The organism is Pseudomonas khavaziana, from assembly GCF_019145205.1.
In the GTDB taxonomy this organism is placed as follows: domain Bacteria; phylum Pseudomonadota; class Gammaproteobacteria; order Pseudomonadales; family Pseudomonadaceae; genus Aquipseudomonas; species Aquipseudomonas khavaziana.
The window spans coordinates 326958-346869 of the sequence record NZ_JAHSTT010000004.1 but is presented as its reverse complement, the minus strand read 5'-3'; the positions used below and the strand labels follow the sequence as shown (position 1 = coordinate 346869).

The window sequence follows — 19912 nt, the reverse complement described above, 5'->3', positions numbered from 1 at the left end:
GAGGCCAATAGTCGCTTAACGGGGTTGAAGTCCGTCGATAAAGCCGACGATGCGCTGGCCCAGCTCAGCGGCGAGGGGCAGTTTCGGGTCGTTGTAGGACGCCAGTTGCTGCTTCACGTTGTTGGGCACGATGCGCATCACGTGGTTCATGCCTTCGATCACCGTCAGCTGCGCGTCGGGCTTGGCCTTTTTGAGTTGCCGGGCATCTGCTACTCCGACCTGGATGTCGTTGGTGCCCTGGATGATCAACGCCGGCATGCTCAGCTTGGCGAAGGCGGCCGACGGGTCGGCGCGGAACAGGCTGATCAGGTAAGGCTGCACGCTCGGCCGGAAAATGCCCTCCAGCGGACGCGGCACGTCGGCGTCCACCTGGCCGGCCTTGAGGTGGTCGAGGATTTGATTACTGCGCAGTAGCAGGGCGGGGGGTAAGTGATCAGCCAGTTGCTGGCGAATTACCTGGTCCACCGGGCGGGCGCTGCCGGACAAGGAAATGACCCCCGCCGGCGCCAGTTGCGGGGCGGCGAGTGCCGCCACCAGGGCGCCTTCGCTATGGCCCAGCACGATCAACGGGCCCATGCGCGGGTCGGCCTTGAGCAACTTGCCCCAGGCCACGGCGTCGGACACGTAGGCGTCGAGCGTCAGGTTGCGCTCATCCGGCGTGGCCGCCAGGCTCGCGGCCACGCCGCGCTTGTCGTAGCGCACGCTGGCGATGTTGTGCCGGGCAAGTACCCAGGCCAGGCGCTTGAGGCTGTCATTGCGGGCGCCGTCGGCGCTGTTGCCATTGCGGTCGGTGGGGCCGGAGCCGGCGATGATCAGCACCACCGGCACCGGTTTGTCGGACTGCGGTAACAGCAACGAGCCAAATAGCTCGCCGCTGCCGGTGTCCAGGCTGATCGGGCGTTGCAGTACGACAGGGGAGGCGGCCTGGGCCACAGTGGTCAACAGGGTGAGGGTGAACAGTAAAACTCGCAGCATCATCGCGCCATCATCAGAGAGGTGCCGGTTGGACCAACGTCTACCGGTAAGGTTTCGAGGATGAACTAGTCGGTTAGCCTGCGTATACTGGCCGTCTTAAGTTATTACGGTTGACTTGATTCAACTGATTTCACGGAGCGCCCTGCATGTCCGGCAATACCTTCGGCAAATTGTTCACCGTCACCACCGCGGGCGAAAGCCATGGCCCGGCGTTGGTCGCCATTGTCGACGGCTGCCCGCCAGGCCTGGAGCTGAGCCTTGACGACCTGCAGCATGACCTCAACCGCCGCAAGCCCGGTACCAGCCGCCACACCACCCAGCGCCAGGAACCGGACGAGGTCGAAATCCTCTCCGGGGTCTTCGAAGGTCGCACCACCGGCTGCGCCATTGGCCTGTTGATTCGCAACACCGACCAGAAGTCCAAGGACTACTCGGCGATCAAGGACCTGTTCCGCCCGTCCCACGCCGATTACACCTACCATCACAAATACGGCGAGCGCGACTACCGTGGCGGTGGCCGCAGCTCGGCGCGGGAAACTGCAATGCGTGTGGCTGCCGGCGCCATCGCCAAGAAATACCTGGCCACCCAGGGCATCGTCATCCGTGGCTACATGAGCCAGCTGGGCCCGATTGAAATCCCGTTCAAGAGCTGGGACAGCGTGCAAGACAACGCCTTCTTCTGCCCCGACCCGGACAAGGTGCCGGAACTGGAAGCCTACATGGACCAGTTGCGCCGCGACCAGGACTCCGTCGGCGCCAAGATCACCGTGGTGGCCGAAGGGGTTAAACCGGGCCTGGGCGAGCCGATCTTCGACCGCCTCGACGCCGAGCTGGCCCACGCACTGATGAGCATCAACGCGGTGAAGGGTGTGGAAATCGGCGCCGGCTTTGCCTGCGTAGCCCAACGCGGTACCGAGCATCGCGATGAGCTGACCCCTGAAGGTTTCCTCAGCAATAACGCGGGCGGTATCCTCGGCGGTATTTCCTCCGGTCAGCCGATCGTGGCGCACCTGGCGCTCAAGGCGACTTCGAGCATTACCACGGCGGGTCGCTCGATCGATGTACACGGCAACCCGGTGGACATGATCACCAAGGGCCGCCACGACCCGTGCGTCGGTATCCGCGCCACGCCAATTGCCGAGGCCATGATGGCCATCGTGCTGATGGACCACCTGCTGCGCAACCGTGGTCAAAATGCCGATGTGCGCGTGAGTACCCCGGTACTGGGCCAGTTGTGACGGTGCGTGGCGACGAGCGAGCCTGCTCGCGCTGGGCTGCGAAGCCGCCACCCCTGAAATGACCCCACCACTCCCGTACTGGCGTCTCTCCAGCTTCTATCTGTTCTACTTCGCCCTGCTGGGGGCGACGGCGCCGTTCCTGGCGCTGTACTTCGATCACCTGGGGTTCTCCAGCGCACGCATCGGCGAGCTGGTGGCCATCCCCATGCTGATGCGATGCGTGGCACCGAACCTGTGGGGCTGGATCGGCGATTACACCGGCCGGCGCCTGGCCATCGTGCGGTTTGGCGCGGTGTGCACCCTGGTCAGTTTCTGCCTGATCTTCGTCAGCAAGACCTACGCCTGGCTGGCGATGGTCATGGCCCTGCACGCGTTCTTCTGGCATGCGGTGCTGCCGCAGTTTGAAGTCATCACCCTGGCTCATTTGCATAAGCAGACCTCGCGCTACAGCCAGGTCCGCCTGTGGGGCTCCATTGGTTTTATCCTCACCGTGGTGATCATGGGCCGGCTGTTCGACTGGCTGAGCCTGGACATCTACCCGGTGGTGGTCGTGGTGATCATGGCTGGCATCATTGGCGCCAGCCTATGGGTGCCGAACGCGCAGCCCACCAGCCACGGCAAGCGCCTGGCCGGAGACGGTTTCCTCAAGCAACTACGCAGTCCCGGGGTGTTGGCGTTTTATGCCTGCGTGGCGCTGATGCAAATGAGCCATGGCCCGTACTACACCTTCCTCACCCTGCACCTGGAACACTTGGGCTACAGCCGTGGTGTGATCGGCCTGTTGTGGGCGCTGGGGGTGGTGGCGGAGGTGCTGATGTTCCTGGCCATGAGCCGCATCCTTGCGCGTTTTTCCGTGCGTCGGGTGCTATTGGCAAGTTTTCTGCTGGCGGCGCTGCGCTGGCTGCTGCTGGGTTCATTCGCCGAGTTTTTCTGGGTGCTGCTTCTGGCGCAGCTGCTGCATGCTGCCACGTTCGGCAGCTTTCACGCGGCGGCAATTGCCTTTGTGCAACGCAGTTTCGGTGACCGCCAGCAAGGCCAGGGCCAGGCGCTGTACGCGGCATTGGCCGGCACGGGCGGCGCCCTTGGTGCCCTGTATTCCGGCTATAGCTGGAACCTGTTGGGGCCGACCCTGACGTTCAGTATCGCCAGCGCCGCGGCCCTGGCTGCCGCCATTATCATTGGCCTTCGATTGCAAGAGCCGAACCAAGGAACCATGTCATGAGTTATGTAGCCGTCTACCCCATCGCCACTGCAGATACCCCGAACAAGGTGCTCACCCATGTCGATGATATCCAGTCGACCCTGGCCGAACACGGTGTGCGCTTTGAGCGCTGGCAGCCCAGCCCGGTCGGGAAGGGCGCCAGTGAGGCTGAAATGATCGAGGCTTACCGCGCGCAGATCGATGCCCTCGGCTACGCCGCCGTGGAAGTGATTCGCGTAGAGAATGACCATCCACAGAAGGATGAGTTGCGCACCCAGGGCCTGGCCGAACGAACCTACAGTGAAGATCACGTACGCTTCTTCGTCGCCGGCCAGGGGCTGGTCACTCTCCATATAGACGATTATGTGTACGGCGTGCGCTGTGAGAAACATGACCTGCTGATCATCCCGGCAGGTCTACCCCACTGGTTCGATATGGGCGAGAACCCGCACTGTGTAACGCTGCGTTTGTTCGACACCGCTCAAGGCGCAGTCGCGCAATGCACCGGCGACGATATCGCCGCTCGTTTCCCGAAATTGGACGACTAAGCATAAAAAATTAAATGTTCAACCCAGGCAAGTTGGAGTTTGCTGTGGGAAGAAACTTAATTAGTTGTAGGGCGAAGCTGTTTATTCTGTGCTTTACGTTTTCACTCCATTCGTTATGTAACTCTCTGTTCCGCGTCAATGTTTAAGCCATCTGTCAATAGGAGGAATCCGAAAGGTGGCAGCGCATCAGCAGATATCAAAGGAGAGAGCAATGAATGGCCCAGAGCAGACATATCCCCCGCTGGTGATCGTACCCACGGCTGTCAGGAAACGCCTGAGCTTATATGGCAAGCCCCTGACGCCGACGGAGCTGGAAATCCTGCGGTGGGCCTCAGAGGGCAAGACCGTCTGGGAGATCAGCCAGATTCGCGCCACCTCCGAAGCCACAGTGAAATTCCATCTGCGCAATATCTACGGCAAGCTGGATGTCACCAACCGTGTGCAGGCGATGAATGAAGCCTCCCGCCAGGGCTTGTGTTGAAGGCATAAAAAAGGGCCGCGACGCCTGAAAGTGTCGCGGCCCTTTTTTACGTTTGAATTCGCTCAACTCAAGGACGTCCATTGATGCAAAAGCCCTCCTGCTACTGTCCGCGCACGTTTGCATAATCTCTGCTTTGCGGATGCGAACAATGCCCAAGGGATGTTCGTTACGCAGACCGTCTTTCGCTACCAGATCGAAGTTCTCGCCTTCTTGTCGGACGTTTCCCAAAGATGCTGTTGCCGCCTATTTTGCATTGCGGGCACCCTGTCGGGGTTCTAGTGTTTGTATGTCGCTGCATATCTGCGACTCGGCTTTTGCAGGTTGCCATTACTCTTTTTTGGACTACCTGCAAATACTTAGACAAGGAGCAAGTTCTGAACCAGAAGAACCAGCAAGATGCGACCGCGCCCAACCATCAAAACGTCGAAAAAGTATTCTTCAGCAGGGAAGAGTTGCAGGTCTTGAGCGACGCAATCAAGAAGTCCAAGACTCGTGTTTCCGAAACCAAGGCCGCGAGCTGCGCGTACCACCGTTGAGCTGACCCCGAAAAAAGCAAGAAAGCCCTTTCTTGCTTTTTCACTTTTGGGGTACTGAATATTCAGTTGTAAACCAGGGAGGTGGACATGAGGGCGATCTTTATCGGCCATCAAACGTGGCTAGTGGAACATGGAAGTACAAGAGTCCTGATTGACCCGCTGTTATGTGAAGACTTCGGGCTGGTCGACGAGCACCGGATCGAGATCTATCCGCCGCGTACTGTCGATGCCGCCGCACTATCCGATATAGACCTGATTTTCCTCAGTCACGAACATTCCGATCATTTCGATATCCAGTCGCTGAATCTGTTACCACGTTCCGCCCGGTTCGTGGTGGGGGCGACCATTGTTGAACCGGTCAAGCAATGCATCCGTGACCTCGGGTTCACCCTTACGCAAGTCAACGATACCGAGCCGATGCGGGTCGGCGACTTGAGCCTACGCTTCTATCCGGCGGATCCGAAGACCGCCTTCTGGGAAAGTCGGGTCACCCAGGTGCATATCGAGGAGGACGAGCTGCGTAGCAATGGCATCTTCATTGCCGTGGACGCCCTTGTGTCCGAAGTGTACAAGGCCGATATCGTCGAAGGACGGCTGGTACCTCCCAAATTGGTGATCGTCTCGAACAACTCTAGGGTCTCGCCTCCGGGAGCCTTTCAGTCCCTGGAAAACTGGGGCAAAAACGCGAGTGACAGCAACCGTAAGGTCGGTCCGCTGGGGATTGGTGTGCTTAGCGCCGTGCTGACCAGCTATATGGACGATTTTCCGGTGCAACCCGAGAACATAGCCCTTTGCGGCGGCGGGTTCATCAAGCGCCTGGGCGGTTTCGCCGCTTTCCCGTTTTCCGATCAGCCGACATTGAGTCGCTTGGCCAATCAGCTCAGCCTGGACACCAATATTGTCGGCCTGCTGCCAGGCGAAGCCTTTACCCTGGACACTGATCCCGGGCCGCAGGCGGTTATCGACTGGGTCCAAGTGGATAAGGTGCAGCACAACTTGCTAATTGGGGAGCTGGACCAGTTCATCGATGCCCGCAAGACCGTCAAGGTGGTCGCATCGGTACGCCCGGACGTGCAGGACGCCCAGGCGTATGAAGAGTTGCTGCGACGCGCGCAAGCCGAGCTGCAGCGCCTGGCGAAAAGCCTGATGCTGTTTATCACCGGGCGCAAGGTGCTGGCGATGTCTCACTACAAGGGAAGCAAGCTCGGGCCGAAAAGAATCATTTTCAGTTTTGTCTCGCATGCCTTGGGGCGTCAGGACAGCTATGCGCTGAATCTGATCAGCGGCCAGTTCGAGGCTGAGGCGCATAACCAGCTCGAATCGCTGGTGGCGCTGTACCCCTTTGGAGTATGCCTGCCCTTGGTGGACTTCATCGGCATGGTCGAGGGGGACCTGCAGGTCTGGGACATCGTGGGCGTTTCGGTCCAGTCCTGGTTTGAGAACAGCATCTTCGACGGCCTGATTCCGTTCTTCTACAGCTACTACGGCGAGAACGGTAGCCCTGAGCTATTGGCGAAAATCATCGGGCGCAGCATGCGTAACCTGACGGTGTGCCCATGAAGCTGACGATGATCGGCCACGAAAGCTGGTCGCTGCAGGCTGGCGACAGCCATGTGTTGATCGACCCGGTGCTGGGCAGTGGCTTCGGTTCCGATGCTGACCGACAGTTCGCGATAGTCCCGGCGCGCGACGTCGATCTGCAGCGTATGCCGGCGGTGGATGGCATTGTCTTGACCACCGAGCACCTGCAGCACTTTCACCCGGCTTCCTTGCGCCGTCTGTCGTCGGACTACGGACATTTGCTCAAGCGCAAAGTGGTGTATGTCCCGGAACTGTTTCCCGGCGCGGCCGAGGCGATTGTCCGCGCATGCGGTTACGAGGTGCGGCGGGTCGATACTCAGGCCGAGTTCGTCATCGGCTCGCTGAGCCTGCGCTTCTACATGCCCTGCACCGAGGTACTGTTTTGGGACAGTCGGGTAGCGTCGCTGCATGTCGAGCATCAGGGCCGCGAGGCGGTGTTCATCCAGTCCGACACCCGCATCGCCGACGCCTACTTTGCCGATGTCAATAGTGGAGCCGTTGCCTGGCCCCAGGTCATGGTGATGACCAATAATTTCCAGTGCAGCGGGACGCAAGGGCCGATCGGCTTGGACAACCTGTTGCCGGTGCCGGACCAACGCTACACCCGACTGTCCGGCTTGCGTCTGCTGGACGAAATCGTACATAAGCCGATGCGCCGACTGAACCAGGTGCCGACCCTGCTCCTCGCGGGCAATGGATATCGCGACCCCTTTGGCAAGATGCATCACCCCTGGTCGAACCTCGAACTTGCGCAGATCTGCAGCGAACTGTCGTTGTTGCGGGCGGTGTACTCACTGACACCCGGTGAAAGCTTCGACGTGGCACCGGCTCGGCCTGGAGAACCGGTTGACTGGATCTGCGCATCCGATGAACAGGTAGGGCCCTGTCCGCCGAAAGGGCGACGTCACACGATCTCTCTCGATACACAGCGGATCAAGGCCCATCTCGACGAAATGGCCAGGACCTGGCTGATTACCCGTTACGGCCAGGTGCTGATGGCCCAGAGCAACTACCTGGGGCGCCCCGTTGGCCCGTGCCGTGCGGTGCTGCAATTGACCCGGGACGATGGCGTCGGTCAACAGTGGCTGCTGGATGTGTCCAGGGTCGAGTTCGTCGAGGTGCCGGACGAATGCGAGAGGGCAATCAAGCGTTATCCCTACGGCATCCGTGTCGACCATGGCGATTTCTGCAAGCTGGTTCTCGGCGAGCTGCAGATATGGGAGCTGCTCAACCTATCGGCATCGCAGTGGTATGTCTGCGATCGCTATGACAGCCCACTGGCGTTCTGGCTCGAGTATTACAACGAGCAAGTGGATTATGGACGTGCCTTGCGCAGTTATGAGCTGTCCCTGGTAACTCCGTCATGAGCGGGCAAAGAGCCTTTGAGCATGTGCATCTTGAACTCCTCGGCGCAGCTCAGGTACAGCAGCAGCGCCAGGTGCTTGCCGAGTTGTTGGCCGAGCGTTATCAGGTTCTGCGGGTACTCGGCCAGTCGGTGAAGTCCCTGGTCTGCTCCGGCGTGTGCATGGTCTCGGGCGAGCAGGTGGTGATCAAACGATACTTCGACGAGACGGCCTTTACCGCCGAGGCCAGCGGCTACTTGCTGTTCCGCTCGGGGCCGATCGCAGGCATGCGCTATCAGGATGTGCCGCACCAGGTACTAGTGCTGGAGTTTCTTCAGGGCCGTTTGCCCGGTCCGGCCGACCTGCCTGAAGTGATTGCGGCCTACGCGGCGATGCATGCCACGGCCCTTGCGAATATCCAGCGGGTCATGGGGCACCGCAGTACCCCTGAATTTCTCGATCCCTGTCTGTCGTCCCGCTGCCGCTTGCCGCCGTTCGACCTGCAATGCATCAGCGTCGGTGACTGCAAGTCGGAGCATCTGCTCGTTACCGTGGACGGCGTGCGCATCCTCGACTTGGAGACTCATTCCCTGCAGCGCAGCGTGTGGTTCGACATCTTGTCCTTGAGCCGCTTCCTGGGGGTGAGCCCGGCAAGTTCGTGGAGTCTGGAGGAATGGGTGGCCCGTTACTGTGCATGTCGGAAAATTCCCGCCCACTATTACGATCTGCAGAAAATCCAAGACTGCCTGCTGCGTGTGCAGGCCCTGGAGCCTGGTCGGGTGTACTGCGAGGAGGCGCTGTCGTGAATTGGATATACTGGTTTACGCCGGTGCTGCGCTATCAGCCGTTCGCTCGCTCCGAAGAGCGAGCTTTCGCCGACGGCTTTTTCGGCTTGGCCTTCAACCTTGCGCCCTGGGCGGTCGGCGCTTATGTATTGGTGTCGTTGTTGCAATACAGCGTGCCGCTGTTGTTCATCTACAAGCTGAGCACCTTGGTGGTGGCCCAAGGCAGTGCCGATATCGTACTGACAGACACCGCGCTCCTGGCGTTCTTGGCCATCAGCGGTTTTTTGCTGATGGTGAGCGAGCTCAATCTGGAACGCTACATCTCCCTGAGGTTATGCCGCGAGTTCGAGCGCCTTCTGGCGCGCAAGATGCAGACCCAGGTAGAGGTGTCGGTGCTGGAACGGGTGGTTTCGCGGGATTTCAGCCTCATTCTCGATGGCGTCGGTGCTAGCGTTAACCTGTTGGCTATTCCGGTTTTCCTGCTGCTTTCAATCCTGCTGGCGTTGCTGGTCTTTGGCACGGCAGGGTTCTGGGCGGTTGCGGTGATTGGTGTGTTCCTGCCGCTTTCCTATCTGCTGTCCTGGCTCTCGGACCGCAACTACCAGCGGATCATGGATATGGCGGCGCAGCGTATCGAACAGTGTTCGGCATGGTTGCGTGAAGGCCCGTGGCTCAAGCAGTTCGCTGACCGGACGGCCTTGCAGAGCATCGAGCGGACACTGGCGGGCGAACGCTGCCTGCGTAACGTGGATACGCTGTTGCGCGGTGCCGACAGCTACATCATCGGTTTCGGCCGCTTGATTCCCTTTGTGTTGCTGGGGCTGGTGGGCTCCTCGGAATCGGCCCCGGTCTGGGACGGGGCGATTTTCTGGCTGAGCATTCCGTTGCTGGCGGCGGTGCTAGCGCTGCCCCGTTCCTATGTGAGTTACAAGGCTGTCGGCCGCTCCCTGGAAGCACTCAATGGCCTGTATCAGAATTCCTCCGGGCATTCGGTGCTGCGACCCGCCGCCGATCAGGCCCGCAGCGTGATCGAGTTCGATGCCGACTGGCCGGTCTGGCCCGCGAAGCTGGTCGAACTGATTCCTGGCCCGCTGGAGAGCCAGCGCGAGGACCTGCACGCGTTGCTGGGCGCTTTCCGGCTGGTACCCGAGCTGGGGCCGGACCCACAGCAGGTCCTGCAGTTGCCCATCGAGCTGGACGGGAGCAATCTCTCCGCCGGGCAGCGCCTGCGCCTGCAACTGTTGCGCGGGGTGTTTCTGGCCCGTGCCCAGGACGGAATCCTAAGTATCGACCACGACCTCTGCACGTTGGACGCTGCGGCCGCGCTGGCAGTGAAGGGCGCCTTGGAGCGCCTGTCCTGGGTAAGCTTCAGCCCATCGGCAGCAAGCGCGATAGCGCAGCGCAAAGGCTCGCCCGCGGACGTTGGTGAGCGGACGGCCTCGACGGTGCCGGTTGGCTACCGGGCACTGGACCGCTTCAGTCTCGGCGATCTGTTCAAGTATTGTGGCTGGGGTGTGCTGATGTTGTTGGTGCCGGCGCTGATGATGAGCTATGCGGCCAACCTGACGCTGCCAGAGGCAGGTTTATCGCCTTGGCAGGTTCTGTTGTATGCCGTGGCCGGGGTAGGGGCAGGAATCACTGCCGGGCTGTTTATCGAGAATCTGTTGCGCAGCCGCTTTTCCCGCTTGTTCACCGATGGCCTGCGAGACATCCGGATCACCGGCTTGGCCGATGGGCTGCAGGTGGTTTCTCGCGACGTCACCACGACATTCGAACGCATCGCCTGGTATGCCCACGACATTGCCTGGATTATCGCGCTGTTGTTGTGCAATGGCGGGGCCTTGTGGATGGGGTTCGGCCTGTTCGGCATCGCTGTGGCGCTGCTGTTCAGCGGCTTGCTGGCGGTACTGTACCGGCTTTCCATAAACGAGCTATATCGGGCCCGGGTGGAAAGCGTTAAGGGATTCGACTCTCTACTGCGCTCGGCCCATGTGACGTTTTCCATTTCCCGGGCTGGTTGCGTGGGTTTCGAACGCCTGGGTGATTGGCTAGCCCTCACTCAGCGTGGGACGATAGCCGAGGGGCTCAGGCATTTCTACACCACCCGCATGCGCAGTGTTATCACTCGCACCGTCACGGCGGCCAGTTGCACTTTGCTCAGCGATCTAGTGATTATCCTGGTGGTCCTGATGGGCAGCCTCTACCGGACCAGCGATTCGGCTTTTGTGCTCGCGGTCACGGCTTTGCTGCTGGTGCGTTCCGATCTGGCCAATGTATTTTTGGCCATCACGGGTTTCAAATCGCAGTCGGTGTCGGTGGAGCGCCTGCAGCATTTTGCCCGGCCCAAAAGCTCGGTGGCCGTGGCGATTGCCGAGCAGAGCCTGAGCATTGCGCCCTTTATTGCTCAACGTGCCTATCGTGCCCTGAGCCTGGAACGAGGCCGGTTGTATTCGCTATCGGGGTACTCCGGTTCTGGCAAGAGCGATTACCTCAAGGGCGTGGCCGGTATCACCGACGTGATCATCGAAGAGGCGGGCATGGTGGAGGCCATGACATCAACCTGCTATTACCTGGACAGCAATTCCCTGGTGCTGCTCGGCGGTGAGCCCGGGGCAAGCGACTGGCTGGATACCTGGCTGAGCGCGTTACCGGAGGACCGCCACCATTTGTTTTTACTGGATGAGCCGTTCATCGCGTTGTGCGCTGAGCAATTGGCCGAGCGTGTGCAAGCGTTGCACCGTTACGTCGAGCGTAGCGGCAACACCTTGGTGCTGGTGGATCATCGTTGCCGACTGGAACATGACATAGAGCTCGGCGAGCTGGTAGTTGATTACCCGGAGCGAGGAAAGACTCATGGATGAGCCGATTCTGTACTTGGGCGACCGTGGGTTTCTTAAACGTTACGGAAGTCCTTACTCGGCGCAACAGGTCGAGGAGATCGCGCGCAGGGTCCTGGCCAGATCCGGCCTGGGCATGGCCAGCGGCGACTGGCCCACAGCCAAGGCCGTCAGCAATGCCTTGGCTGGTGGCGCACGAACGCGGCATATCTATCATTCGCGGTTTTTGCTGCGGGTGACCGAGCAGGCAACGGGGCAGGGCGTCAGTATCCTTCAGGTCCAGACCAACCCAGCTTACTACTACACCGCCTCTGGCTATACCTTCGCCGCCGATGCGCAACAGATAGCCGAAGACCTCGATATTATCCGCTACTGCCAGCCCGGCCTGGTGACCCTGGGGGGCGACTGGCTGGACATTCTGCTCGCGCAACAGCAATACGCGTTGCTCGAAGCGATCCTGCAACAGATGGAGTCGGCCATTCCGATTGCCTCGCGAATTCTCCTGGGGTTCCACCCCAGCGCCGGCTTCCTGCAGGTGTTGAGAGAGCGATCGTTCGCCGGCGCCGCGGCGCCGGTCAATCTGCTGAACATGCAATGCTCGAGCTACGCCGGCTACTTGCGCCAAATCAAGGCCCGAGCCCGCCTCTACGCCGTGCATTGCCTGGCGGGCGGCGATATTCCCCTGGCGCCTGCGTTGCACTACGCCTTTCATCATCGGCAGGTCGACGCTTGTATCGTCGGCGCTACCCGGACGCGGCATATCGAGGCATTGACGGCCTGCGAGGCTGGGCTCAGGAGTTCGACGAGATGAACGTGATTCTCATGCGCCGTGCGCGCCAGATCGACGGGGCTTTATTGCAAAACTACCTGCAGATGCTGCAGCACGCACATAGCGATCTGCTAGTCCTTACTGGCCGCTCGGCCTGCTATGCCACGGTCCTGTCGCTGGCTGGCAGCCTGGGGATCCAGACCTTGGTCTTCGAGCAGGAGTTCTACGATCCGCAGCAGTTCCATGGGGCCCGCAAGATGGATTGGTTGTTCGATTCCTATGCTGGTCGCTACGGTAGTCAGAGCCTCAACACTCTCTACCATGCATTTGCCATCGAACTGGAAGCGATTCTGCGCCAGCACAGCGAAAGAACCCTGGTGATCTATCTCGATCAGTTGCTGCTGGAAATTGCTTATGCCGTACTTGCCGGTCTGCCTTTGAAGATGCTCCAAGGCTTTTCGCTGTACCTCGAAGAGCTGAGTATCGCGATCCTCGCCAGGGTTCCGTGCAAGGGTGGGTTCCAGACCCTGCTGCTGAAATCGAATGTAACGCCGGCGCAAGCATTCGCCGGCAGGCCCAAATTGAATCTGGTGAGGTGACGCCACCAACCTGTAGGCGTGATGGCCGAACTTACCCTGAGTGAAGAGAAAAGGAGTGTTCATGGACCCGCAACGTAAGGACTATCTGGCGACAGAGGCGGTTTACACCGCAGACTCGCTGCGCATTGGCGACGAGTACGTCATGCATGAATGGGAGAGGCCACTGATCCGCAGGATGGTCGAGGACCTCAAGCTCAAGCCTGATGACAGGCTGCTGGAGATCGGCTTCGGCATGGGCATCTCGGCCAGTATCCTGCAAGAGTTCAGCCCGGCGTCCCATACCATTGTCGAGCCCCACCCACAGGTGCTGGTCCAAGCCGAGCGCTGGAAGGGCACGCGCACGAACATTCAGTTGCACCCCGGCTACTGGCAGCAGCTCGACATCGGGGCCCCAGCGTTATTCGGCAATCTTCTTCGATCCGTTCGCCGATGACATGGCAACGGTTGACGATGAAAACCTCAGGTTTCTCAAGTTCGCCGCGCAGTCGCTGCTCGGCGAGGGCGGGCGCCTGGCCCTGTTTTGCATCTGGCCCTTGCTGCCGCTGGAGTACCAACGCGTGATGTTCGAGCACTATCGCCGGGTGGACATCAGCTCGGTGCAGGTTGCGCCCAGGGATACTGGCAGCCCCCCGGCGGAGTTGGATGGACGAATGATTTCAGTCGTGTTGCACAAATAGCAAAAGCCTCAAGTCCACCATCCGGGCCTGCTCGCCGGACGTGCCTGGCTCAACATAAAAACAAGCCATTAGTAACGATAACGGTGATAGCGATGAACAACCTTACAGCGCGTCTTGGCCTAATCAGTCTTTTGTTGTTTTTTGGTAGCCAAACATGGGCTCAGCTTCAGGCCCCCTCAATCCCAGCCTCGGTTGCGACCTCCACCAGCAGGGCCATGACCATCATTTTCGAGCCGCCCAAGGGCCAGGAAGAGGCGTTCCTGAATACCTTCGTCACCTCTCAGGCAGCGTACATGAAGATTTATGCTGGCAAATCGAAGGAAGGAGTCAAGGTGGTCAATCTGATCCCCACCGAACCGGGCGAGCCGCTGATCCACCTGATGATCTACCGCGATCCGGCGACCTTCGAGCGCGCCAAGCAGATATTTGCTTCGCGCGAGGCCATGAGCGGCTACATCGATGCCCATGTGAAAGCCTACGGGGGTTACCACATTCCCAAGGAGTACCTGCGTCACACCAAGGTGTACATGAGCAATGTACTCACTGAGTAATCGATGGAACGACTCGGCCGCCGCAGGTGCAGCGTCCGATACAAAGCACACATAAAGAGTCCAGGCTATGCGCATGGTTATCGGATCGCTGTTGATCGGCCTAGTTCTTGCGGTTCCCAATCTGCAAGCCGGCGGCCCTGGCGAGCCCTTCATGTTGAGCAACGGTTGTATCAATTGCCACGGTTTTGAGGGGCAGCGCGCGCCGGGTGCGATTCCTTCGCTGGCCGGCCAGTCCGAGGCCTACCTGTACAAGACCCTGGCGGCTTATCGCGACGGCACTCTCAAGGGCACCATCATGAACCGCGCGATGGAAGGGTACGATGACCAGACGCTCAGGCAGTTCGCCAAGTATTACAGCAGCCTGCCGAGAAAATCGCTGGGGTCGGCCGTGCCCAAGGCACACGAACAGGGTGAGCGGCTATACGCGCAACACTGTTCCAGCTGCCATGAAAAGCAGGCGGATACGCCGTATGTGAAAGGACAGAATTCGCAGTATTTGCAAGGAGTGCTGAAGGATATGGCCACAGGTCACCGAACGATGCCAGAAGAAATGGCCAGTGCGATATCCGCCCTCAAAGGCGAGGAGTTGCAGCAGCTTCTGGGGTACCTGCAGGGTTGCGCGCAGAAGGCTCTATGTCGATGAACTCACAACGCAGGCTGCTGCTCAAGTGGCTGGCCACCGGTATCGGTGCTTCCTCAATCCAGGCCTTGGCCAGACCAGCGGTGCCCGTGGCGGCTCGCTCTTATGCCGTGGTGGTGATCGGCGGTGGTTTTGCCGGCGCGACTTTCGCTCGTACTCTCAGGCGCCTGGATACCAGCACCAGCATCACTCTGGTTGAGCCCAGTCGGCAGTATCACTGCTGTCCGCTGGGGGTGGAGTACCTGGTGGGTAAGCGGGAAGAAGAAACCCTGGTTTTTGGTTACGAGCAATTACACGCCGAGGGCATCGAGGTGGTCCATCAAAAGGCGCGCTCAATCGACGCCAAGCGCAAGCAGGTCAATCTCGCCGACGGTTCGGTACTCAGCTATGACCGCTGCGTAGTGGCGACTGGCATTGGCTACAAGTACGACAGCAGCGCCGGTTACAACGAGGCGGTGGCCAGTCGTGTTCCTCATGCCTGGGGCGGCGGCCAGCAACTGCGCCTGCTTCGGCAGCAATTGGAGGCCATGCCCAACGGCGGCAACGTGCTGATCTCAGTCCCAGTGGATGATTACCGCTGCCCGCCCGGGCCGTATGAGCGGGCCAGCCTGATTGCCGATTATCTCAAGACCCACAAACCCGATTCGCGGGTAATCATCCTGGATGCCAAGCCGCGGTTCGCCAAGCAGGCGCAATTCGAGCAGGCCTGGAAACGTTTCTATGGCTATGGAAGCGAGCAGGCCAACATCCAGTGGATCGGAGCCTTGCAGGGCGGCACTGTGCAAGGTTTCGATGAAGCTAAAGGGCAGTTGCTGACAGAGGGGGGTGCGGTCAGCGGCCAGGTGATCAACATCATCGCGCCCCAGCGGGCTGATGATTTTTCACAGTACAACGGCCTCGCCGCCGAACATGGCTGGTGTCCGGTCAACACCCAGACCCTGGAATCCCTGCTAGTGCCGGACGTGCATGTGATCGGCGACGCGGCCTATGCTGAGAAGCTGCCCAAGTCGGCCTTCGCCGCAACGTGCCAAGCCAGGGTCTGTGCCTTGGCCATCCATAGCCAGATGCACGGCCTGGCGCTGCTAAAGCCGCAGTATATGAATGTCTGCTACAGCCTGTGTGGGGACAATTACGGAATCTCGGTGCTGCTGCACTACGAGCACGACGCGAGCCGCAATATCATTGAGATCCAGACGTTGCGTGTCACCCCTCTGGACGCCAGCGATGAGGATTACCGTCGTGAAGCGCTGTCGGCCTACAGCATGTTCGACAGCTTGGTCAAAGAGGCATTTGGCTAGACTGGGGGAACACTAAGAGGGCTGCGTGACCGCATAAAAAACGCCCGATAAATGCATCGGGCGTTGGGGTGAACCAGGCGTAAACCTATTCAGGACTCGACCCTGCCGCTTAAGCCGAATGGTAAGTCGGCAGCGCAAAGCGGTTCTGGCTTTGCAGCATCGAAATCTGTGGCAGCTCACTGGCTTGTTCGGCCAGGTCGCGGCGAATGGCGCTGATTACCCAGGTCAGTTGATCAGCGGTGTGCAGCTGCTGGTAAGAGATCGAACGCTTGACCTGCTTACCTTCGCTGTTGCGCAGGGTCAACAGGATGCCGCCGTCTGGACGTGGTTGGGTGGTGACGTCGTAGTTGGAGAATACTGAAGCGAATTTATCTTGGATCAGGCTCATGTCTATCAGCTCCGTTGGCTCAAGTTGGCAAGCATGGAGTGATAGGTGCAGTGATTGTGCCAGTATTGTCTGTCTTAAAAAAACGTTATAAATCAGCTAGTTATAAATTTTCGCAGTTTTCATTTTCGTGCATTTTGCATGAAGGCCCATCGTGCATCCTGCATTTTGCGCTATCGGGTCGAGCAATTTTCACGCTGTGCCGTTTGCCCTTCACACTATTGACCACGATTTTTCCCAGAAAATTCCATCACCAATGGTCACCGTTGCCTGGGATACAAAACTTTTCAAATCCTGCGTGTACAGCCAAAGAATGGCTGACGTATTTTCCTGCGAGCCATTCGGCGAATTCCCATGGGGCCGTCGATGTTTCTGGACCAGACCAAGAATAAGAAAAGGGACGCCATGAGCCATCTGCAAAACGACCTCATCACCTGGAGCATGATGCTGCGCAAGGTGCCTGCTATCGTTCGAGCGCTGCCGCGAGTGGTGCGCGGCATGCGCGCTGCCAATGTCACTGACCCCAGGCAACCTTGCGGCTTGGGCTGGCATTTCGAGCAAGCCGCCGTGCGCAATCCTGACGGCGATGCCTTGCTGTACGCTGACAGCGCGATCAGCTATCGCGACGCCAATCAGCATGCCAATCGCATCGCCCACTACCTGCAGGCCCAAGGCATTCGCAAGGGTGACGTGGTGGCGCTGTTTATCGAGAACCGTCCCGAGTTGCTGTTGAGCGTGTTGGCCGTGGCCAAGCTGGGGGGCATCTGCGCCATGCTCAACACCTCGCAAACCCTGGCGCCGCTGGAGCACAGCCTGACGTTGGTCAGCCCGGCAGCCATCGTGGTAGGCGCGGAGCTGTTGAGCGCCTATGCGGCAGTGCGCGACCAGATCGGGATCCCGGCCGAACGAACCTGGTTCGTCGCGGAACAACCCGGCAGTGCGACACCCGCAGGCTACATCGACCTGATGGCCGCCAGCGCCGACAGCCCGGCAGACAACCCGGTGAGCTCCGCACAGGTTGTCTTCAACGACCCCTGCTTCTATATCTACACGTCCGGCACTACCGGCTTGCCCAAGGCCGGCATCATGAAACACGGGCGCTGGACCAAGACCGCCGTAAGCTTCGGCAGCATCGCACTGGACATGGGCCCGCAGGACGTCCTCTATTGCACCTTGCCGCTGTACCACGCCACCGGCCTGTGTGTGTGCTGGGGTTCGGCGATTATTGGCGCGTCCGGCTTCGCCATCCGGCGCAAGTTCAGTGCCAGCCAGTTCTGGGACGATGCGCGCAGGTTCAACGCGACCACCCTTGGCTACGTCGGCGAGTTGTGCCGCTACTTGCTCGACCAGCCACCCAGCGAGCAGGATCGCGATAACCGCGTGACCAAGATGGTCGGCAATGGCCTGCGCCCCGGTGTGTGGGCAACGTTCAAGCAGCGTTATGGGGTCGAACATATCTGCGAACTGTATGCCGCCAGTGACGGTAATATCGGCTTCACCAATGTGCTGAATTTCGACAACACCATCGGCTTTTGCCTGCAGCATTGGGCGCTGGTGGACTACGCCCACGACACGGGTGAGCCGCTGCGCGGCAGTGACGGGTTCATGCACAAGGTCGCCACCGGCGGCCAGGGCCTGTTGCTGGCGCGAATCGATGAGAAATCGCCTTTCGATGGCTATACCGACCCCGAAAAGAACCGCAAGGTAGTGCTGACCGACGTATTCGAAAAGGGCGACCGCTATTTCAATACCGGCGACCTGGTGCGTAGCATTGGCTTTGGCCACGCGCAATTTGTCGATCGCCTGGGCGACACCTATCGCTGGAAGGGCGAAAACGTCTCGACCACCGAAGTGGAAAACGTCCTGCTGCAACACCCGCAGATCGCCGAGGTGGTGGCCTACGGTGTCGAGATCGAAAACACCAACGGCCGTGCGGGCATGGTCGCCATCACCCCCAGCGAATCCCTGGCCGCCCTGGACATGCGCCAATTGTTGCAATTCGTCCGCGGCCAGTTACCGCATTACGCGGTGCCGTTGTTCCTGCGGATCAAGGTGAAGATGGAAACCACCGGCACCTTCAAGTACCAGAAAGTGAAGCTTAGGGAGGAAGCATTCGACCCGGACAAGGCCGGCAATGATCCGGTCTACGCCTGGTTGCCGGGCACGGACAGTTACGTACCCGTCACTGGGCAATTGCTGGTACAGATTCAGGGCGGACACTTTCGTTATTGATTCTGGCTATGACGGCTTTTGACAAAAAAGCCATGACACGGGGGAACTCCCTCGCGACACTGAGCGCCTTATTCAGTTACATAAGCCGTCTCAGCAAGGAGCCCCCATGTCAGACCAGCCCAAACAAATGACCGAAGAAGAAGCTGCCGAATTTGCCGAGCAGGTCTTCGACGTGGCCCGCCGTGGCGACGCCGCCATGCTCGCGGCGTTGTTGGCCAAGGGCTTGCCAGCCAACTTCCGTAATCACAATGGCGACACCTTATTGATGCTCGCGGCCTACCACGGCCACCCCGAGGCGGTAAAAGTATTGCTGGAGTTCAAGGCCGACCCCTTGATCGCCAATGACAAGAACCAGTTGCCGATTGCCGGCGCGGCGTTCAAAGGCAACCTGCCGGTGGTGCGGGCGCTGATCGACGGCGGCACGCCGGTTGAGGCGGCGTCGTCGGACGGGCGTACGGCCTTGATGATGGCGGCGATGTTCAACCGCGTTGAAATGGTGGATTACCTGCTCAGTAAGGGCGCAAACCCCAAGGCCACCGATGCACAGGGTGCCACTGCGCTGGCGGCGGCACAGACCATGGGCGCGGTGGATACGGCGGCGCAGTTGCAGAAACTGGTGTAGGCTACGCGCCCTCGAAAACCCGCCCCGCCAATAGGATCGCCCATGAAAACCGCCCTCGTCGAACTCATCAGCAAAATCAGCGCCGGCGTCATGGGCGACGACGAGGTAGCGCGTATCGCCGATGAAGCGGCCCAGGCCTACGCGGACCCGGCGGCGTTCCTGGTGGCCAACCCGGATATCAACTACGACGACACTTTCCCTATTCCGCTGGGGGAGTGGGTAGTGGTCGGCAGCCTGCCGGACACGGTGTTGTTCCAGGCCGATACCTATGTCGACCTGTTCGCCCAGATCGTCGCGTCGTTCGGCCCGGGCGTGGCGTTCAACCTCAAGCCCAAGCAATTGGCCAAAACCGAAGACCTGACTGCGCTGAACCGTATCCAGATCCAGATGAGTGCCCTGAGCCCTGAAGACGGCGGTTATGTGCTGATGAATTTCAGCCAGTTGCTGGACGACGAGATCCAGGCGGTACTGGTATTTGGCAACGACCTGCCACGGGTGCTGGAACTGTGCGCCGAAGTCGGCATCAAGGCCGAGCCGTCCCTGGAAGCCTTGAAGATTGCCGTACACGTCTGAAAATAAAACGGAACCCCCGCCAGGCCTGGCTATCCTACAAG

At 59.8% G+C, this 19912-nt stretch carries 21 protein-coding genes; 18 read left to right on the top strand and 3 right to left on the bottom strand.

The features are described from left to right. Positions 1-15: 15 nt before the first annotated feature. Complete coding sequence (locus KVH01_RS12710) at positions 16-978, bottom strand: alpha/beta hydrolase (RefSeq protein WP_198720809.1); 963 nt, start codon at positions 976-978, stop codon at positions 16-18. A gap of 143 nt (positions 979-1121) precedes the next feature. Between KVH01_RS12710 and aroC the strand changes: the two genes are divergently transcribed. The 4 genes from aroC to KVH01_RS12690 all read left to right on the top strand — a co-directional run bounded on the left by aroC (position 1122) and on the right by KVH01_RS12690 (position 4443). Further along, entirely contained in the window at positions 1122-2213 is a 1092-nt protein-coding gene (gene aroC, locus KVH01_RS12705) for a chorismate synthase (protein WP_217881692.1), read from the top strand. Between the two features lie 58 nt (positions 2214-2271). Continuing rightward, on the top strand, positions 2272-3435 hold the full coding sequence (locus KVH01_RS12700) for an MFS transporter (protein ID WP_217881691.1): 1164 nt from the start codon (positions 2272-2274) through the stop codon (positions 3433-3435). After that, complete coding sequence (locus tag KVH01_RS12695; protein ID WP_217881690.1) at positions 3432-3962, top strand: 1,2-dihydroxy-3-keto-5-methylthiopentene dioxygenase; 531 nt, start codon at positions 3432-3434, stop codon at positions 3960-3962. The genes KVH01_RS12700 and KVH01_RS12695 overlap by 4 nt, the downstream gene beginning before the upstream one ends. Positions 3963-4173: 211 nt before the next feature. Further along, entirely contained in the window at positions 4174-4443 is a 270-nt protein-coding gene (locus tag KVH01_RS12690) for a response regulator transcription factor (protein WP_217881689.1), read from the top strand. A gap of 356 nt (positions 4444-4799) precedes the next feature. Here KVH01_RS12690 and KVH01_RS12685 read toward each other — a convergent pair whose 3' ends face one another. Further along, complete coding sequence (locus tag KVH01_RS12685; RefSeq protein ID WP_217881688.1) at positions 4800-5090, bottom strand: hypothetical protein; 291 nt, start codon at positions 5088-5090, stop codon at positions 4800-4802. Here KVH01_RS12685 and KVH01_RS12680 point away from each other — a divergent pair. The 11 genes from KVH01_RS12680 (at position 5067) to KVH01_RS12630 (ending at position 16059) form a co-directional block, all read left to right on the top strand. Further along, entirely contained in the window at positions 5067-6539 is a 1473-nt protein-coding gene (locus KVH01_RS12680) for an MBL fold metallo-hydrolase (RefSeq protein ID WP_217881687.1), read from the top strand. The genes KVH01_RS12685 and KVH01_RS12680 overlap by 24 nt on opposite strands. Then, complete coding sequence (locus tag KVH01_RS12675; RefSeq protein ID WP_043047635.1) at positions 6536-7927, top strand: MBL fold metallo-hydrolase; 1392 nt, start codon at positions 6536-6538, stop codon at positions 7925-7927. The genes KVH01_RS12680 and KVH01_RS12675 overlap by 4 nt, the downstream gene beginning before the upstream one ends. Beyond that, positions 7924-8709 carry a hypothetical protein gene (locus KVH01_RS12670; protein WP_217881686.1) on the top strand — a complete coding sequence of 262 codons (786 nt, stop codon included), beginning with the start codon at positions 7924-7926 and terminating at the stop codon, positions 8707-8709. Before KVH01_RS12675 ends, KVH01_RS12670 begins: the two co-directional genes overlap by 4 nt. Further along, positions 8706-11549, top strand: coding sequence for a hypothetical protein (locus KVH01_RS12665; RefSeq protein ID WP_217881685.1), 2844 nt, complete (start codon positions 8706-8708; stop codon positions 11547-11549). Before KVH01_RS12670 ends, KVH01_RS12665 begins: the two co-directional genes overlap by 4 nt. Beyond that, positions 11542-12336 (top strand): hypothetical protein, encoded by a 795-nt coding sequence (locus tag KVH01_RS12660; RefSeq protein ID WP_043047632.1) that lies wholly within the window; start codon positions 11542-11544, stop codon positions 12334-12336. The genes KVH01_RS12665 and KVH01_RS12660 overlap by 8 nt, the downstream gene beginning before the upstream one ends. Beyond that, positions 12333-12893, top strand: a complete 561-nt coding sequence (locus KVH01_RS12655) for a hypothetical protein (RefSeq protein WP_217881684.1) — start codon at positions 12333-12335, stop codon at positions 12891-12893. The genes KVH01_RS12660 and KVH01_RS12655 overlap by 4 nt, the downstream gene beginning before the upstream one ends. Before the next feature lie 61 nt (positions 12894-12954). Continuing rightward, entirely contained in the window at positions 12955-13326 is a 372-nt protein-coding gene (locus KVH01_RS12650; RefSeq protein ID WP_217881683.1) for a hypothetical protein, read from the top strand. A 1-nt stretch (position 13327) separates the two neighbouring features. Beyond that, positions 13328-13570, top strand: coding sequence for a hypothetical protein (locus KVH01_RS12645; protein ID WP_217881682.1), 243 nt, complete (start codon positions 13328-13330; stop codon positions 13568-13570). A gap of 215 nt (positions 13571-13785) precedes the next feature. Beyond that, on the top strand, positions 13786-14121 hold the full coding sequence (locus KVH01_RS12640) for a hypothetical protein (RefSeq protein ID WP_043047629.1): 336 nt from the start codon (positions 13786-13788) through the stop codon (positions 14119-14121). A gap of 67 nt (positions 14122-14188) precedes the next feature. Beyond that, the gene (locus KVH01_RS12635) at positions 14189-14764 is read left to right on the top strand and encodes a c-type cytochrome (protein WP_043047628.1); all 576 of its coding nucleotides are present in this window, start codon (positions 14189-14191) and stop codon (positions 14762-14764) included. Next, positions 14761-16059 (top strand): FAD-dependent oxidoreductase, encoded by a 1299-nt coding sequence (locus tag KVH01_RS12630; protein WP_217881681.1) that lies wholly within the window; start codon positions 14761-14763, stop codon positions 16057-16059. The genes KVH01_RS12635 and KVH01_RS12630 overlap by 4 nt, the downstream gene beginning before the upstream one ends. A 109-nt stretch (positions 16060-16168) precedes the next feature. Here the strand turns inward: KVH01_RS12630 and KVH01_RS12625 are convergent, their stop codons facing one another. Next, the gene (locus KVH01_RS12625) at positions 16169-16447 is read right to left on the bottom strand and encodes a DUF3509 domain-containing protein (RefSeq protein ID WP_003172952.1); all 279 of its coding nucleotides are present in this window, start codon (positions 16445-16447) and stop codon (positions 16169-16171) included. Between the two features lie 402 nt (positions 16448-16849). On the opposite strand from KVH01_RS12625, the gene KVH01_RS12620 reads away from it, so the two are divergent. The 3 genes from KVH01_RS12620 to KVH01_RS12610 all read left to right on the top strand — a co-directional run bounded on the left by KVH01_RS12620 (position 16850) and on the right by KVH01_RS12610 (position 19871). Next, the gene (locus KVH01_RS12620; RefSeq protein WP_217881680.1) at positions 16850-18676 is read left to right on the top strand and encodes a long-chain-acyl-CoA synthetase; all 1827 of its coding nucleotides are present in this window, start codon (positions 16850-16852) and stop codon (positions 18674-18676) included. Positions 18677-18782: 106 nt separating this feature from the next. Continuing rightward, positions 18783-19298 (top strand): ankyrin repeat domain-containing protein, encoded by a 516-nt coding sequence (locus KVH01_RS12615; protein ID WP_217881679.1) that lies wholly within the window; start codon positions 18783-18785, stop codon positions 19296-19298. 42 nt (positions 19299-19340) lie between these two features. Next, positions 19341-19871 (top strand): hypothetical protein, encoded by a 531-nt coding sequence (locus KVH01_RS12610; RefSeq protein WP_217881678.1) that lies wholly within the window; start codon positions 19341-19343, stop codon positions 19869-19871. Positions 19872-19912: the final 41 nt, after the last annotated feature.